This window comes from Janthinobacterium salmonicoloratum (assembly GCF_051380845.1).
GTDB classification, from domain to species: domain Bacteria; phylum Pseudomonadota; class Gammaproteobacteria; order Burkholderiales; family Burkholderiaceae_D; genus Janthinobacterium; species Janthinobacterium lividum_F.
On sequence record NZ_JBNYXV010000001.1, the window covers coordinates 281684 to 297453 of the forward strand.

Consider the following 15770-nt stretch of genomic DNA (forward strand, 5'->3'; position numbering starts at 1 on the left):
GATGTGGAGCATGGCCGAAATCCTGGAAAGAACGCAAACCTTGGCTGGCGGCGCGAGCCACTGCAATTTCCGTTTCTCCCGGCAGTGAACCTAGCCGGCAATGGAACGCAGGCGGCCTGTTCAATCATCACGTCTACAAACTGCAAGGATGCACCGCGATGCGACGATCCATTTCGACACTCCTGCTATTAATAACTGCCCTTGCCGGCAAGGCGGCGGCTGGCAATATTCCAGATATCGTTCTTGAATACGCGAGTGCTTTCGCTCAAACACAGGCGGCGGACAAGCAATTGCCCACGTCCCCCACTTTGCCAGCCGAATACGCGCAGTGGTTCTTTCAAGGTTTGATCCATCCAGCGGGCGGGATCGTGACGCAATCGGCGGTCATGCGCGAGGCCTACACGAATGGTCAACGCTATTGGCGCGATCATCCGTCCGAACGGGCCAATATCATGGCCGGCTATGGCTACCTTGCCATCGAGCGCGAAGGCACTTGGTCGCGGAGCTTTGAAAAGAGCGTTTTCCAAGCGGCCCATGTTGACGCTGACGCCGGCGCATGGTGGCTTGACTCCTTCGGCGGCGTTGCATGGAAGGACGTCGGCCTGGTGGCGCCCAATTCAATATATGAGCAGCCACGGGTACGGATTGTCGGTTATCTCAGCCCCAAAGGTCATTATGGCCATTTGGGCGCCTATGAACATGAAGTCCTGGTCACCTCGGGCGTCGCCGTGAAAGCCGCAGATCATTGATGACGACGCTGCAAAACTGCGATTTCAAGCACTTCATTCATCCCAATTGACACTCTGTCTTAAAAACCGCCTGGCGTTTCTGTTTCTTTTTACACTTATGCCAAGCTGAGTTTGACAAGCAATTACTTGAGATTAATGAACAGGATGAATATGCGTGCAATAGCTGGTCTTCTGCTGTGTTTATACGGCGCGGCGGTACAGGCCCAGGCGGACACGGCGCAAGCCGTGGAGCAAGCCGGGCAGGATGCGGCAGCGTCAGTCAATGTGAAGGGCATCCGGGATCCGGACTGGAAACCCTACAGTGCCATGCTCAAGGGCGTCAAACGGTTTGAGGAAAAACATGCGCTGGCGCCAGGCGCCGAGTTGCGCTTCATCCTGGAACCGCGCCGTGCCGATGTCGACATGCACGCCATCGCGCTGCGGCTTGAAAGCGATGAGGCAGGCATGGCGATACCGCTGGGGGAACGCAATGTCTTCACCTTGCCCGTCGAGCAGGGACCTCTCTATGAAAAGGCCGAGCTGACCGTGAACCGCAAGGCGGGGTCGGTCAGGTGGATTCCCTACGTCAGGAGCACGGCGACCAGCGACACCCTCCGCCGCCTGGGCGACCTGCGGCTGGCGTGCGAAGTGCATTGGGCCATCGACAAGGAAACCTTGCCTTTCGCCATGCGCACGGCGATGAGCGCAATGGGCGGGCCGTGCAATTTCGTGTCGCAAAAAGGCACCTACAGCTTTTCCGAACCGCGGCGTATCGCCACTGCAACGATCAACTTTAACGGCAAAAGCGCGCCCGTGCCCTTCAGCGGTTCGTCGTTTACGCCACCGTTACGGGAACAGGACTGGAGCGACGACAGCGTGCTGGAACTGACGTTCGAAAACGATTAGACCGCGCAGGGGCTATCGCAGTGCCTACTTCACCCGCTGCTTCTCCAGCTTGCGGGCCAGCGTGCGCCGGTGCATGCCAAGCCGTCTTGCCGTTTCCGAGATATTGAAATCCGTCTCGGCCAGCATTTCGTGGATGCGTTCCCATTCCAGGGTCTTGATATTGGTCGCGCGGTTGGTCAGTTCGATGTCGGCGTTGCCGGCCACGTGGCCGAAGGCCGCTTCGATGTCGTCCGTGTTCGACGGTTTCGCCAGGTACTGGCAAGCGCCCAGCTTGATGGCTTCGACGGCCGTGCCGATGCTGGCGTAGCCCGTCAGCACGACGATCAGCATTTCCGGGTCGTGCTGGTGCAGCATCTGCACGCAGGCCAGACCGGAAGTATTGCCATTGAGTTTCAGATCGACGACGGCGTAGTCGGGGCAATGCTGTTCCAGCAAGGCGCTTGCTTCGTCGAAATTGGTGGCCAGGATCACCTGGTAGCCGCGCCGCTCGAACGAGCGGCCCAGGGTGCGGGCAAACGCGGCGTCGTCTTCCACGATCAGTAACAGACGGTCATCCTGCATTTTGGTCGCTTTCTCTTTCCAGTTTGATGGCCGCCAGCGGCAAGGCCAGGTGCACCACCGCCCCGCCCTGCACCCTGTTGCGCGCCGTCACCGTACCGCCCAGGGTACGCGCAACATTCACCACCAGGAAGAGACCGAGGCCGCCACCGGGTTTACCCTTGCTGCTTTGATACGGCTTGCCCAGGTGCGTCAGCATCGACGGCTCGAAGCCGGGGCCCGCATCGGTAATGACCAGGTGCAGGGCATCCGCTTCGCGCGTCGCCTCGAAGCGCAGCCAGTCGGGCGACGCTTCCAGCGCATTGTCGAGCACATTGCAGATGGTTTGTTTCAGGGTCGAATCGAAGACGACGGGCACGTCATGCTCGATGCGGTTATCGTACTCGAAATCCTGGATCGGCCGGCTGGTGCGCCACTCGTCAACCAGGTCGTTGAGGAAGGTATTGATCGTCGTTTTCACGGACGATTCGCCGCGCGCCTCGCCCGCCGACAGCAGGATGCCGCTGACGATGCTCTTGCAGCGCTGCAACTGGGCCTGCATTTCCGTGATTTCTTCCAGCAATTCGCTGTTCTTGCTCAGTTCCGGCATGCGGCGCCAGTCGCCGAGGATGACGGACAGGGTCGCCAGCGGCGTGCCCAGCTCGTGCGCGGCGCCCGAGGCCAGCAAGCCCATGCGGATGATGTGCTCTTCTTCCGCCGCGCGCTGGCGCAAGTCGGCCACCTTGGCGTCGCCGGCGCGCTGGTTGCGGTTGATGCGCGTGATGAACACCACCAGCAAGGCGGCGTTCAAGATGAAACAGATCAGCAAGCCTTGCACGTAGAGGCTGGAAAAACCCCGCTCGGGGTCGATCGGCAAGATCAAGGGGCCGGGCAGCAAGGCCAGGCCGGCCAGGCACAGGCTGGTGATGGCCACCATGATCCAGGTCGACCACACTTCCAGCAGCACGGCGCTGAGGATGACTTGTAACAGATACAGGAAGGCAAACGGGTTGCTGATGCCGCCGCTCAGGTAGAGCTGGGCCGTCAGCACGGTGACGTCAACCAGCAGAGCGAGGAACAGGGCCGTGTTCGAGACGGGCTGGCGTTCGTGCCAGCGCAAGAGGCTGGCCAGGTTGAATGCGATGAGGCAGGACAGCACTTCGAGCATGTAGGGCACGGGCAAGGCGATGCCCAGTCCCACGCCCACGCCGAAGATTGTGCTGATCTGGCCGATCACGGCCAGCCAGCGCAGCTGGATCAGCAGCTTCATGTTCTGGTGACCAGCCGGATGTTCCATCTCGGCCGCCACCGCACCGCGCTCTAGTACTTCGCGGTTGGGCAGGATCTCAATCCTGCCCGACATGGTCGCTTTCCTGGCGCTGGGCGCCACGGGCGCGGCGGCGCTTGTCCTCGCGCACGATCCACCAGCTGATGCCGGCCACCATCAAGGCCAGCGCAAACCACGTCAAGGCGTACACGAGGTGGTTGTTGTGGAAGGAAATCACGGTCAGGCCGCCGACGGGCGCGTCACTGGCCGTTTCCGACTTTTCCTTCGCATCGACAAAATACGGCGCCACCTTGGTCAGCATGTGCGAGGCGCCGATGGCGGCCACGTCGCGCGAATACCAGTGCTGCGTGGCTGGACTATTTTCGCGCAGAAAACCGCCGCCCGTCTCGCTGATGCGCAGCAAGCCGTCGACGTTGACGATGCCGGCCGGGGTGCTGGCGGCGATGCCTTCGCGCTTCGGCACGAAGCCGCGGTTGACCAGCACGGTGCTGCCATCGGCCAGGCGCAATGGCGTCATCAGCCAATAACCGCTGCCCAGTGCCGTCGTTGCTTGCACCAGGGTATTGAAAATGGGGAGATAGGTACCGGAGAGTCGCACGTGGCGGTATTCATCCGTTTGTGGCGTGATACTGGCCCAGGCTGCGGGTCCAGGTGCGTCCGTTGCGGGCGCATGTACGCGTTGTTCGACGCGCTCGATCAGATCAAGCTTCCAGAACAGGCGCTTGACTTGCCAGGTGCCAAGGGCACAGAAACCGGCAAAAACGATCCCCGCCAGCAAGGCCAGTGCAATTTTTGAATAATGCACAGCCATGCCGCGTGGGCCTGGCGCGGCATCTTGCGATGCGGCGCCAGGGGCGCGCCCGGTGTTGCTTGGGCGCGTATTACTCATCATGGAGCCGTTTTCGTATGCATGTACTCAGGCATCAGATCCGGCATCATGTTGTGGTTCATGTGGTACATGACCCACAGGGAACCGGCCATGGCAATACCCACGATCATGATCGTGAAGATCAGCGCCATCATGTTCCAGCCGCCTTCGGACTTGGTGTTCATGTGCAGGAAGTACACCATGTGCACGACCACTTGAACAGCCGCGAACGCCAGCAGGACCAGGCCCATGGTGCCCGAGTTGGTGATGGCTTTCGTCATCACCAGCCAGAAAGGAATGGCCGTCAGGATCACCGACAGGATGAAGCCAATGGCGTAGCTTTTCAGGCTGCCATGATCGTGATGGTCATGGTGGTGGCTATCGCCGTGTGTGTGGTGGTCGCTCATGGCAGCACTCCCATCAGGTAGACAAAGGTGAAGACGCCGATCCAGATGACGTCCAGGAAGTGCCAGAACAAGGACAGGCACATCATGCGACGGCCGTTTTCCGGGGTCAGGCCATGCTTGTTCAACTGGAACATCAAGGTCACGAGCCAGATCACGCCAAACGTCACGTGCAAGCCGTGGGTACCGACCAGGGCGAAGAACGACGACAGGAACGCGCTGCGTTGCGGACCGGCGCCTTCGTGGATCAGATGAATGAATTCATACATTTCCAGCGACAGGAAGGCCAGGCCGAACAGGCCCGTGATACCCAGCCAGACCAGGGTGCTGCGCAATTGCTTGCGCTGCATGGCCAGCATGGCGAAGCCGTAGGTGATCGACGACAGCAGCAGCATGGCCGTGTTGACTGCCACCAGCGGCAGGTCGAACAGCGCGGCGCCCGTCGGGCCGTCCGCGTAGTTGCGGCCCACCACGGCGTACGTGGCGAACAGACAGGCGAAGATCAGGCAATCGCTCATCAGGTAGAGCCAGAAACCCAGCAAGCTGCCGTTTTCCGGGTGGTGCTCGCGCACAAAGTAGCTGCGCGTGCTTGGTGCGGCGCCAGCGGCGCCGGTGTTATGGGCGATGGTATCAGACATGGCTGCTCAGCAATTTAGTGTAAGCGTCTTCGGTACGGACCACTTCTTCCGCAGGAATGTAGTAATCGCGCTTGTAGTTAAAGGTATGGATGATGATGGTGACCATCATGATCACGAAGCCTATGCTGGCGACGAGCCACATTTGCCAGATCAGGCCAAAACCGACCAGTGCGGAGAGTGCGGCGATCACGAAACCAGCCCAGGTGTTCTTCGGCATGTGGATCTTCGTGAAACCGGACGTCGGACGCTGGTAACCGTGTTTCTTCATATCAGTCCATGCATCGAGTTCGTGCACTTGTGGCGTGAAGGCGAAATTATAGTCTGGCGGAGGCGACGACGTCGACCATTCCAAGGTACGGCCACCCCATGGGTCACCGGTCACGTCGCGCAGGGCGTGACGGTTGCGGTAGCTGACGAAGAACTGGATCAGCATGGAAGCGATACCCAGTGCGATCGAGACGGCGCCAAACCAGGCGATGATGGTCCAGATTTGCAGCGATGGATCTTCAAAGTGGTTGACACGACGGGTCACGCCCATCAGGCCCAGCACGTACAGCGGCATGAAGGCCAGGTAGAAGCCGACGAACCAGAACCAGAACGAGCACTTGCCCCAGAAAGAGTCGAGCTTGTAGCCGAAGGCTTTCGGGTACCAGTAGTTGATCGCAGCGAACACACCGAACACCACGCCGCCGATAATCACGTTATGGAAGTGGGCAATCAGGAACAAGCTGTTATGCAGCACGAAGTCAGCTGGTGGTACGGCCAGCAGCACGCCGGTCATGCCGCCGATGGTGAAGGTGACCATGAAGCCGATCGTCCACAGCATAGGCAGTTCAAAGCGGATACGGCCGCGGTACATGGTAAACAGCCAGTTGAAGATCTTCGCGCCCGTCGGGATCGAAATGATCATCGTCGTGATGCCGAAGAACGAGTTGACGCTGGCGCCCGAACCCATGGTGAAGAAGTGATGCAGCCATACCAGGTACGACAGGATCATGATGACGCAGGTGGCGTACACCATCGAGGCGTAGCCGAACAAACGCTTGCTACTGAACGTGGCGACGACTTCCGAGAACACGCCGAACAGTGGCAGGATCAGGATGTAGACCTCTGGGTGACCCCAGATCCAGATCAGGTTGACGTACATCATGGCGTTGCCGCCCAGTTCCGTCGTGAAGAAGTTAAAGCCGGCAACGCGGTCCAGCGACAGCATGGCCAATACGGCCGTCAGTACCGGGAAAGCGGCGACGATCAGGATGTTGGTGCACAGTGCGGTCCAGGTGAAGACTGGCATTTTCATCCAGGTCATGCCTGGCGCGCGCATCTTGACGATGGTGGCGATCAGGTTGACACCGGACAATAGCGTCCCGACCCCGGCAATCTGCAAGGACCAGATGTAATAGTCTACCCCCACGTCCGGACTGCCGACGATGCCCGACAGCGGTGGATACGCCAGCCAGCCCGTGCGGGCGAATTCGCCGACGAACAGCGAAGCCATGACCAGGGCGGCGCCCATGGTGGTCATCCAGAAGCTGAAGTTATTGAGGAAAGGGAAAGCCACGTCGCGCGCACCGATTTGCAGCGGCACCACGTAGTTCATCAGACCCGTCACGAAAGGCATCGCGACGAAGAAGATCATGATCACGCCGTGGGCGGTGAAGATCTGGTCGTAGTGATGCGGTGGCAGGAAGCCGGCATTGTCGCCAAAGGCGATCGCCTGCTGGGTACGCATCATGAGCGCGTCGGCAAAGCCGCGCAGCAGCATGACCAAGCCCAGAATCATGTACATGATACCGATTTTTTTATGGTCGATACTGGTGATCCAGTCGCGCCACAGGGTACCCCAGACGCGGAAATACGTCAGTGCCGCAACGAGTGCGATACCGCCCAGGGCGACCATTGCAAAGGTCGCCAGCAGGATAGGTTCGTGAAATGGAATTGCATCCCAAGTCAGACGGCCGAATATAAGCTTCGTCAGATCAATATGGTCTAGCATTGTTACTCTCAGAGAAAAAAGGGAGGCGCCAGGCAAGCGGCGCCAGTATCTGCAGCGCAATGCGCTGCGGGATTCATGCAGTTGTTACTTGGCTTGAACGCCCTTTTCAACCACTGCATCGCTAGCGACTACTGCCGTTACGGCCGCTACCGGGCTATTTGCCATCGTCAATTTGTATGGCTCGACCGGCGTCACGCACAGGGCGTCGGAAACGATGGTGCGGTTCAGAATTGCCTTGTACAGATCGTTAGGTACGGCGCTGTAGCGGCGAACCGGGTCGCGTTCGCTAGGCTGGGCCAGCGACAGGTAGTCGTCGCGGTTCAGCGCGCCGCCACCGGCACGTGCCGATTCCACCCACTTGTCGAAGTCCGCATCATTGACACCGTGGAACTTGAAGCGCATGCCCGAGAAACCGGCACCGCTGTAGTTCGCGGAGAAGCCCTTGTATACACCAGGCTTGTTGATGACGGCATTCAACTGCGTTTCCATGCCCGGCATGGCGTAGATCTGACCTGCCAGTGCGGGGATGAAGAACGAGTTCATGACGGACGAGGCGGTGATCTTGAAGCGGATCGGACGATCGACGGGCGCGTACAGTTCATTCACGGAAGCGATGCCTTGCTCCGGGTAGATGAACAACCATTTCCAGTCCAGCGCCACGACTTCGACGATCATCGGCTTGTGGCTGGCAGGAATCGGACGGTTGGCGTCGATACGGCTCAGCGGACGATAAGGATCGAGGGTGTGGGTGCTGATCCAGGTCAGCAGGCCCAGCACGATGATGATCAACAGGGGCGCGCCCCAGATGATCAGCTCGAGGCGAGTCGAGTGGTCCCAGTCCGGCTCGTATTTGGCCGCGGTATTGTTTTTTCTATAGCGCCATGCGAAAAGCAGGGTCAGGGCGATTACCGGAACGATAATCAGCAGCATCAGCAATGTCGAGATGACAATCAGATTGCCTTGCTGAATTGCGATGTCACCGGACGGATTCAGTACCACCGTATTGCAACCAGCCAACAATGCGAGAGGTAAAAGAAACAGTCCGCGACGAACTTTTAATGAAAACATACAGGAAAGTCCAGTACAGGGGATGAAGATATGGTACTGTATTCTCACTGGAGCGCGTTGGCAATTGGACGTTTTGTCCTACCCCTTGCTCGGATTTTCACTGGGTACGTGAGGAGTTTTCCTACGACTACCTGATGAATAGTCCTACTCCGGGCGTGAGACACCCGGGGTATGTTACGCGTTGGCCGAACTCGAAACTATATTGGAGACGATCATCATGTCCAGCACGCGCATACACAGCGGGGATGTACCCGCCGACTTTTCCCCCCATTCCCTGCGCGACGCAAGCGGGGCCGGCACGGTCGAATCGCATATCGACCCCGGTGAGATCGCCGTCGGCGTGATTATCGGCCGCGCTTCCGAATACTTTGACTTCTTTGTCTACGCCATCGCCTCGGTGCTGGTGTTTCCGCGCGTCTTCTTCCCGTTTGAAGAACGCCTGGAGGGCACATTGTATGCCTTCCTGATTTTCTCGTTTGCCTTCATCGCCCGTCCGTTCGGCACCGTGATCTTCATGGAGATCCAGCGCCGCATGGGGCGCAGCGCCAAGCTGACGATCGCCCTCTTCCTGCTGGGCGTGTCGACGGCCGGCATCGCCTTCCTGCCGACCTATTCGCACCTGGGCTTTGCCGCCATCATCTGGCTGTCCGTGCTGCGCATCGGCCAGGGCGTGGCGCTGGGCGGATCGTGGGATGGCTTGCCATCGCTGCTGGCCCTGAACGCGCCGGAAAACAAGCGCGGCTGGTACGCCATGCTGGGCCAGCTGGGCGCGCCCGCCGGCTTCCTGATCGCCGCCGGCCTGTTCTGGTTCATGCTGACCACCCTGACGGATGAAGACTTCCTCGACTGGGGCTGGCGCTATCCGTTCTATGTCGCCTTCGCCATCAACGTGGTAGCCCTGTTTGCCCGTTTGCGCCTCGTATCGACGAATGAATATGCGCGCCTGCTGGACGAACGCGAACTGCAGCCCGTGAGCGTGTTTGAAATGAGCCGCGGCCAGGGCCGCAACGTGCTGATCGGCGCCCTCGCCGCGCTGGCCAGCTACGCCCTGTTCCACCTGGTCACCGTGTTTCCGCTGTCGTGGATTTCCGTCTACCAGACGCGTTCCGCTTCCGACTTCCTGCAAGTGCAGATGGTGGGCGCCGTGCTGGCCGCCGTCGGCGTGGTGATTTCCGGCTTGCTGGCCGATAAATTCGGCCGCCGCACCACCCTGGGCGTGCTGGCCGTGCTGATCGCCATCTTCAGCGCCTTCGTGCCGACCCTGATGGGCGGCGGCAATACGGGCCAGGACGTCTTCATCCTCGTCGGCTTCAGCCTGCTGGGCCTGTCCTACGGCCAGGCAGCCGGCGCCGTGACGGCCAACTTCCCTGCCCGCTTCCGCTACACGGGTGCAGCCCTGACGTCCGACCTGGCCTGGCTGGTGGGTGCCGGCTTCGCCCCGCTCGTGGCGCTGGGCCTGTCGGCCAACTTCGGTCTCGCCTATGTCAGCTTCTACCTGCTGTCGGGCGCCGTCGCTTCGCTGGCCGCCCTGAGCCTGAACCGGGCGCTGGAGATTCGCGACTGACATATATAGTCAGCGCAGCGCGCGCAGTACTAAAAAACGCCGGCACCGTCCGGCGTTTTTTTATGCATGGCAGCCACGCAACCTCATCTGTGCGCTGCCCCGCATTGCACGGCCTTACAAGTCGGAAATTTATCGCAAGGCTGTTATGCTAGCGCACACTTTGCTTGACCACCAGAAAACTTGCATTTCAATTAAAATTGACTTTTCGCGACAGCCTTACACGGACATGATGAATACCAAGACCCCGATCGACTCCTTCAGCTTTCGCCGCATTCTCGCCCGTAACGTCACCTTGCCGCTGGTCATCGGGGTCGTCACGGCCCTCGTGTTTGTCGGCCTGATCGCCTACCTGCTCTCGGCCCTGCGCTCGGTCGAGCATTCGGAACGGGTGATAGGCAATGCGAATGAAGTCATGAAGTTGTCGGTCGACCTGGAAACGGGCATGCGCGGCTACTTGCTGACGGGCGATGAAACGTTTTTGGCGCCGTATAAATCGGGCAAGGCGAAGATTGCCGTCGAAATGAACACGCTGCTTGAGCTGGTGTCCGACAGTCCCATCCAGACGGACCGTCTGCGCCGCATCCGCGCCCTGCAAAACCAGTGGATGGCCTATGCGGAAAGCGTGATCGCCCAACGCCGCAGCAACCAGGAATTCCTCGCCCGCGTGCGTCAAGGCGAAGGCAAGCTGGAATTTGACGAAATCCGCCGCGAATTTCTCACCTTCCTGTCCATGGAACAGCGGCTGCGCCAGGAACGGGCCGATACGGCCGAGAGCCGCACCATGCTGGCCGTGGTGGTGTTCCTGGTCCTGAGCCTGGGATTGTCGGGCCTGCTGGCCTACCTTGGACGGCGTGAACTGCTGCGCCTGTCCGATATCTACAACGATGCGCTTGAACAGCGCGGCAAGGATAACGAGGTGCTGCAGGAACAAGCATGGCTGCGCACGGGGCAGACGGAACTTGCAGCCCACACGAGCGGCCAGCTGGGCTTGCCGCAGCTGGGACGGCACGTGCTCGATTTCCTCGCCCATCGCCTTGACGTGGCCGTCGCCACCCTGTACGTCGTCGACGACGATGGCAGCCTGCGCCGCACAGCCGTATATGGTTTCAACGATCAGGGAGTGAAGGATAAGCAAGTCTTCAAACTGGGCGAAGGTCTGGTAGGCGAGACGGCGCGCGAAAAGCGTCTCAAGCATGTGCAGCAAGTGCCCGAGAATTATCTGACCGTGACGTCAAGCCTGGGCCGCGGCGCGCCGCTGGAGCTGGTTTTGATACCCGTCAACAACGAAGGCGTCGTCAACGGCGTCATCGAACTGGGCTTTACACATCCCGTCAACGCCCGCGCCAAGGAATGGCTGAACCTGATTGCCGCCAATGTCGGCACCTCGCTGGAAGCGGCCCTGTACCGCCAGCGCCTGCAAAATGTGCTGGAAGAAACCCAGCAACTGAATGAAGAGCTGGAAGTGCAGCAGGAAGAACTGCGCACGGCCAACGAAGAGCTGGGCGAGCAGTCGCGCGTGCTGGAACAGTCGCAAGCCCACCTGGAAGAGCAAAAGGCGGCGCTGGAACAGTCGAACGAGCAACTGGCCGTGCAAGCACTGTCGCTGGACCAGAAAAACATGGCCATCGGCGAGGCACACGCCCAGCTGGAAGCCCGCGCCGAGGAGCTGCAACGGGCCAGCCGTTATAAATCCGAATTCCTGGCGAATATGTCGCACGAGCTGCGCACGCCACTGAACAGCTCGCTCATCCTGTCGAAGCTGCTGTCGGATAACAGCGGCGGCAACCTGACGCCGGAGCAAGTGACGTTTGCGCAAACCATTTATTCGGCCGGCAACGATTTATTGACCCTCATCAACGATATCCTCGACATTTCCAAGGTCGAGGCGGGCAAGCTGGAATTGACGCCGGAAGCCGTGCCCTTCGACGAACTGCTCAGCAGCATGAAGATGCTGTTTGGCGCCCAGGCGCAGCAAAAGAAACTCGTTTTTGACGTCAAGGTGGCGCCGGATGCGCCGCCGTCGCTGGTCAGCGACCGCCAGCGCCTGGAGCAAATCCTGAAAAACCTGCTGTCGAACGCCATCAAGTTTACCGATGCGGGCACGGTGTCCCTGCACGTGGGTACCGCTGCGGACGGCCAGGTGCGCTTCCAGGTGCAGGATTCGGGCATCGGTATTGCCGACGACCAGCAGCAAAAGGTTTTCGACGCCTTCCACCAGGCCGACGGCACCACCAGCCGCCGCTATGGCGGTACGGGCCTGGGCCTGTCGATTTCGCGCGACCTGGCAGCCTTGCTGGGCGGCAGCATCGAGCTGGCCAGCACGCCAGGCCAGGGCAGCACGTTTACCTTGGTGCTGCCGGCCGTCATGCCGGAACGCGCGGTGGAAGCGGCGGTGACGCCGGCCGCCGCGCCGCAAGTGCCGGCAGCCGCCGTACCCAAGGCGGCACTTGCCGCCAAGCCCGTGCCACTGCCCACTTTCCAGGATGACAGAAATAGCGTGCCGGCTGTCAAGACCGGCCAGCGGTCCGTGCTGGTGATCGAGGATGAACCGTCGTTTGCCGGCATCCTGTTCGACCTCGCCCATGAAATGCAATACCGCTGCCTGGTGGCGCATGGCGCCGACGAAGGTTTGCGCCTGGCGGAAGAGTTCCTGCCCGACGCCATTCTGCTCGACATGGGCTTGCCGGATCGCCCCGGCTTGCTGGTTTTGCAGCAGCTCAAGGAAAACCCGCTGACGCGCCACATTCCCGTGCACATCGTGTCCGGCAATGACCAGATCCAGGAAGCCATGCAGCTGGGCGCCATCGGCTACGCCACGAAGCCGCGCACGCGCGAGCAGCTGAAGGAAGTGTTCCGCAAGCTCGAATCGAAATTCACGCAAAAGATGAAACGCATCCTGCTGGTCGAGGATGACGAACGCCAGCGCGAAAGCGTGGTCCACCTGATCAGCGACGACGACGTGGAAATCACGGCCGTGGCTCTGGGCGAGCAGGCGCTGGAATTGCTGAAAACGCAGATTTTCGACTGCATGATCATCGACTTGAAGCTGCCCGACATCCAGGGCAACGAATTGCTCGAACGCATGGAACATGAAGAGCTGTGTTCGTTCCCGCCCGTCATCGTCTACACGGGCCGCAACCTGAGCCGCGAGGAAGAAGCGGACCTGATGAAGTATTCGCGTTCCATCATCATCAAGGGCGCCCGCTCGCCCGAACGCCTGCTCGACGAAGTGACCTTGTTCCTGCACAAAGTGGAGTCGGAGCTGTCGAGCGAGCGCCAGGGCATGCTGCAGCAGGTGCGCAGCCGCGAACGCGTGTTTGAAGGGCGCAAGATTTTGCTGGTGGACGACGATGTGCGCAATATCTTTGCCCTGACGAATGCGCTTGAACAAAAAGGCGTGGTGGTGGAAATCGGCCGCAACGGCTTCGAAGCCATCAGCAAGCTCAACAGCGTTGACGATATCGACCTGGTGTTGATGGATGTCATGATGCCTGGCATGGATGGCCTGGAAGCGACGCGTCTGATCCGCGCTGATGGGCGCTACAACAAGCTGCCCATCATCGCGATTACCGCCAAGGCCATGAAGAATGACCAGGAAGAATGCCTGCAGGCGGGCGCGTCCGATTACCTGGCCAAACCGATCGACCTCGACCGTTTGTATTCGCTGCTGCGCGTGTGGATGCCGAAGATGGAACGCATGTGATGTCCCTGCACTACACGGACGCGCAACTGCATGCGCTGATGGACGCGATCTATCAGCGCTACAGCTATGATTTTCGCGACTATTCCCTGCCCTCGCAGCGGCGCCGCCTGAATCAGGCGCTCGAACGCTTCCACTGCGCCGACTTGCCCACCTTGCAGCAACTGGTGCTGGACGACGCGGCCGCCTTTGGCAAGCTGCTGCAGATTTTGACCGTGCCTGTCACGCAAATGTTCCGCGATCCGGCGTTTTTTCTCGCCTTGCGCGAACAGGTGGTGCCCGTGCTGAAAACCTATCCGTCGCCGACGATCTGGGTGGCCGGCTGCTGCACGGGAGAAGAAGCGCTGTCGCTGGCCATCGTGCTGCACGAGGAAGGCTTGCTCGATCGCAGCACGATTTACGCCACCGACATCAATCCGCAAGCGCTGGCCACGGCCGCGCGCGGCGTGTATCCGCTGCACCGCATGGCCGACTACAGCGACAACTACCTGGCTGCGGGCGGCCTGGGCCAGCTGGCCGAGTACTACACGGTCGAGCATGCCACCGCGCATTTCCAGCAACGCCTGCTCGACAGTATCAACTTTGCCGACCACAGCCTGTCCACGGACAGCGTCTTTATTGAAACGCAATTGATTTTCTGCCGTAACGTCCTGATTTACTTCAATAAAACCTTGCAGGAACGGGCCCTGGGCCTGTTCCACGACTCGCTGTGCCACCGGGGCTTCCTGGGACTGGGCAGCAAGGAAAGTACGCATTTCACCCGCTTTGCCGCCGACTTCGAGCCATTGCCGGGTCCCGAAAAGCTCTACCGCAAGCGTGCAACGTCGCACGCCGCCTCCCACTACGCTGGACGGCATGGTCATGCCAGGAATGAAACATGATGAATGAAACAAGCACTAAACTATTGATCGTCGACGACTTGCCGGAAAACTTGCGCGCGCTCAATGCGCTGATACGTGAGAGCGACCGCAGCGTCTACCAGGCATCCTCGGGGGAAGAAGCGCTGGCCCTGCTGCTGGAACACGATTTCGCGCTGGCCATCCTCGATGTGCAAATGCCGGAAATGGATGGCTTTGAGCTGGCGCAATTGATGCGCGGCACGGAAAAAACGCGCCATATTCCCATCGTCTTCGTCACGGCGGCTGGCAAGGAAATGAATTTTGCCTTCCAGGGCTATGAAAGCGGCGCCGTTGACTTCCTGCACAAGCCGCTCGACATCAATGCCGTGCAAAGCAAGGTCAACGTCTTTGTCGCCCTGCACCAGCAGCGCAGCGAAACGCGGCGCCAGGTGCAGGCGCTGGAGCACAGCCGCCAGCAGCAGGAAGCGCTGCTGAAGGAATTGCGCGCCACCCAGGCTGAACTGCAGCGCTCGCTTCGCCTGCGCGACGAATTCATGTCGATGGTGGCGCATGAACTGCGCACGCCGCTAAACACGCTGTTCCTGGAAACGCAGATGCGCACCGTCAACCTGGAGCGGGGCAACCTGGCCGCCTTCGAGCCGGAAAAGCTGAGCAAAATGGTGGCGCGCGACGGGCGGCAAATCCGCAGCATGGTGCGCCTGATCGACGACATGCTCGACGTCTCGCGCATCACCAGCGGCAAGCTGTCGATCCGCCGCGAAGCCGTCGACCTGACCAGCCTGGTGCGCCGGGTGGCTGACGACCTGGGCCCGTATGCGGCCACGACGGGCAGCGTGTTGGAAGTGATGGCCTTCGAACCCATCCAGGGTTTCTGGGATGCCTTCCGCGTCGAGCAGATCGTTGTCAACCTGATCAGCAATGCCGTGCGCTACGGCCAGGGCCAGCCCGTGGAAATCAGCCTGGCGCACACACAGAACAGCGCCGTCATCGAAGTGCGCGACCATGGCATCGGCATCAATGCGCGCGACCAGGAACGCATTTTCGACGCCTTCGAGCGCGTCATGTACCAGGACCGCACGGGCGGCCTGGGCCTGGGCCTGTTCATTACCAAGCAACTGGTCGATGCGCATGGCGGCGCCATCACCCTGCAAAGCCAGCCCGGCAATGGCGCCCTGTTCAGCGTCACCCTGCCGCTGGCCGGTAGCTGAGGCCG

13 protein-coding genes are annotated in these 15770 nt (G+C 60.3%); 6 read left to right on the plus strand and 7 right to left on the minus strand.

Going from position 1 to position 15770, the window contains the following annotated elements; translation table 11 throughout:
• Window positions 1-158: 158 nt before the first annotated feature.
• Together ACQ4WY_RS01290 and ACQ4WY_RS01295 are read left to right on the plus strand one after the other, a co-directional pair.
• Window positions 159-749: a hypothetical protein gene (locus ACQ4WY_RS01290; RefSeq protein WP_436502481.1), complete on the plus strand. Its 591-nt coding sequence runs from the start codon at window positions 159-161 to the stop codon at window positions 747-749.
• Between the two features lie 150 nt (window positions 750-899).
• Window positions 900-1634 carry a hypothetical protein gene (locus ACQ4WY_RS01295; RefSeq protein ID WP_436502482.1) on the plus strand — a complete coding sequence of 245 codons (735 nt, stop codon included), beginning with the start codon at window positions 900-902 and terminating at the stop codon, window positions 1632-1634.
• A 24-nt stretch (window positions 1635-1658) separates the two neighbouring features.
• On the opposite strand, the gene ACQ4WY_RS01300 is transcribed toward ACQ4WY_RS01295, so the two are convergent.
• The 7 genes from ACQ4WY_RS01300 to cyoA form a co-directional block, all read right to left on the minus strand.
• Window positions 1659-2195: a response regulator transcription factor gene (locus ACQ4WY_RS01300; RefSeq protein ID WP_034788474.1), complete on the minus strand. Its 537-nt coding sequence runs from the start codon at window positions 2193-2195 to the stop codon at window positions 1659-1661.
• A complete protein-coding gene (locus ACQ4WY_RS01305; protein WP_353657113.1) occupies window positions 2185-3534 on the minus strand; it encodes an ATP-binding protein in 1350 nt (449 codons plus the stop codon). The genes ACQ4WY_RS01300 and ACQ4WY_RS01305 overlap by 11 nt, the downstream gene beginning before the upstream one ends.
• Window positions 3518-4351, minus strand: a complete 834-nt coding sequence (locus tag ACQ4WY_RS01310; RefSeq protein ID WP_436502483.1) for an SURF1 family protein — start codon at window positions 4349-4351, stop codon at window positions 3518-3520. Before ACQ4WY_RS01310 ends, ACQ4WY_RS01305 begins: the two co-directional genes overlap by 17 nt.
• On the minus strand, window positions 4348-4734 hold the full coding sequence (gene cyoD, locus ACQ4WY_RS01315; RefSeq protein ID WP_071323579.1) for a cytochrome o ubiquinol oxidase subunit IV: 387 nt from the start codon (window positions 4732-4734) through the stop codon (window positions 4348-4350). The genes ACQ4WY_RS01310 and cyoD overlap by 4 nt, the downstream gene beginning before the upstream one ends.
• Window positions 4731-5369 (minus strand): cytochrome o ubiquinol oxidase subunit III, encoded by a 639-nt coding sequence (gene cyoC / locus ACQ4WY_RS01320; RefSeq protein WP_071077269.1) that lies wholly within the window; start codon window positions 5367-5369, stop codon window positions 4731-4733. The genes cyoD and cyoC overlap by 4 nt, the downstream gene beginning before the upstream one ends.
• Window positions 5362-7365 (minus strand): cytochrome o ubiquinol oxidase subunit I, encoded by a 2004-nt coding sequence (cyoB, locus tag ACQ4WY_RS01325; RefSeq protein WP_436502484.1) that lies wholly within the window; start codon window positions 7363-7365, stop codon window positions 5362-5364. Before cyoB ends, cyoC begins: the two co-directional genes overlap by 8 nt.
• A gap of 84 nt (window positions 7366-7449) precedes the next feature.
• The gene (gene cyoA / locus ACQ4WY_RS01330) at window positions 7450-8433 is read right to left on the minus strand and encodes a ubiquinol oxidase subunit II (protein WP_353657109.1); all 984 of its coding nucleotides are present in this window, start codon (window positions 8431-8433) and stop codon (window positions 7450-7452) included.
• A gap of 217 nt (window positions 8434-8650) precedes the next feature.
• Here cyoA and ACQ4WY_RS01335 point away from each other — a divergent pair, with 217 nt between their 5' ends.
• The 4 genes from ACQ4WY_RS01335 (at window position 8651) to ACQ4WY_RS01350 (ending at window position 15765) form a co-directional block, all read left to right on the plus strand.
• The gene (locus ACQ4WY_RS01335; protein ID WP_436502485.1) at window positions 8651-9997 is read left to right on the plus strand and encodes an MFS transporter; all 1347 of its coding nucleotides are present in this window, start codon (window positions 8651-8653) and stop codon (window positions 9995-9997) included.
• Window positions 9998-10226: 229 nt separating this feature from the next.
• Window positions 10227-13700 (plus strand): response regulator, encoded by a 3474-nt coding sequence (locus ACQ4WY_RS01340; protein WP_436502486.1) that lies wholly within the window; start codon window positions 10227-10229, stop codon window positions 13698-13700.
• The gene (locus tag ACQ4WY_RS01345; RefSeq protein ID WP_436504376.1) at window positions 13700-14578 is read left to right on the plus strand and encodes a CheR family methyltransferase; all 879 of its coding nucleotides are present in this window, start codon (window positions 13700-13702) and stop codon (window positions 14576-14578) included. The genes ACQ4WY_RS01340 and ACQ4WY_RS01345 overlap by 1 nt, the downstream gene beginning before the upstream one ends.
• Complete coding sequence (locus ACQ4WY_RS01350; protein WP_436502487.1) at window positions 14575-15765, plus strand: hybrid sensor histidine kinase/response regulator; 1191 nt, start codon at window positions 14575-14577, stop codon at window positions 15763-15765. Before ACQ4WY_RS01345 ends, ACQ4WY_RS01350 begins: the two co-directional genes overlap by 4 nt.
• The last annotated feature ends 5 nt before the right edge of the window (window positions 15766-15770 follow it).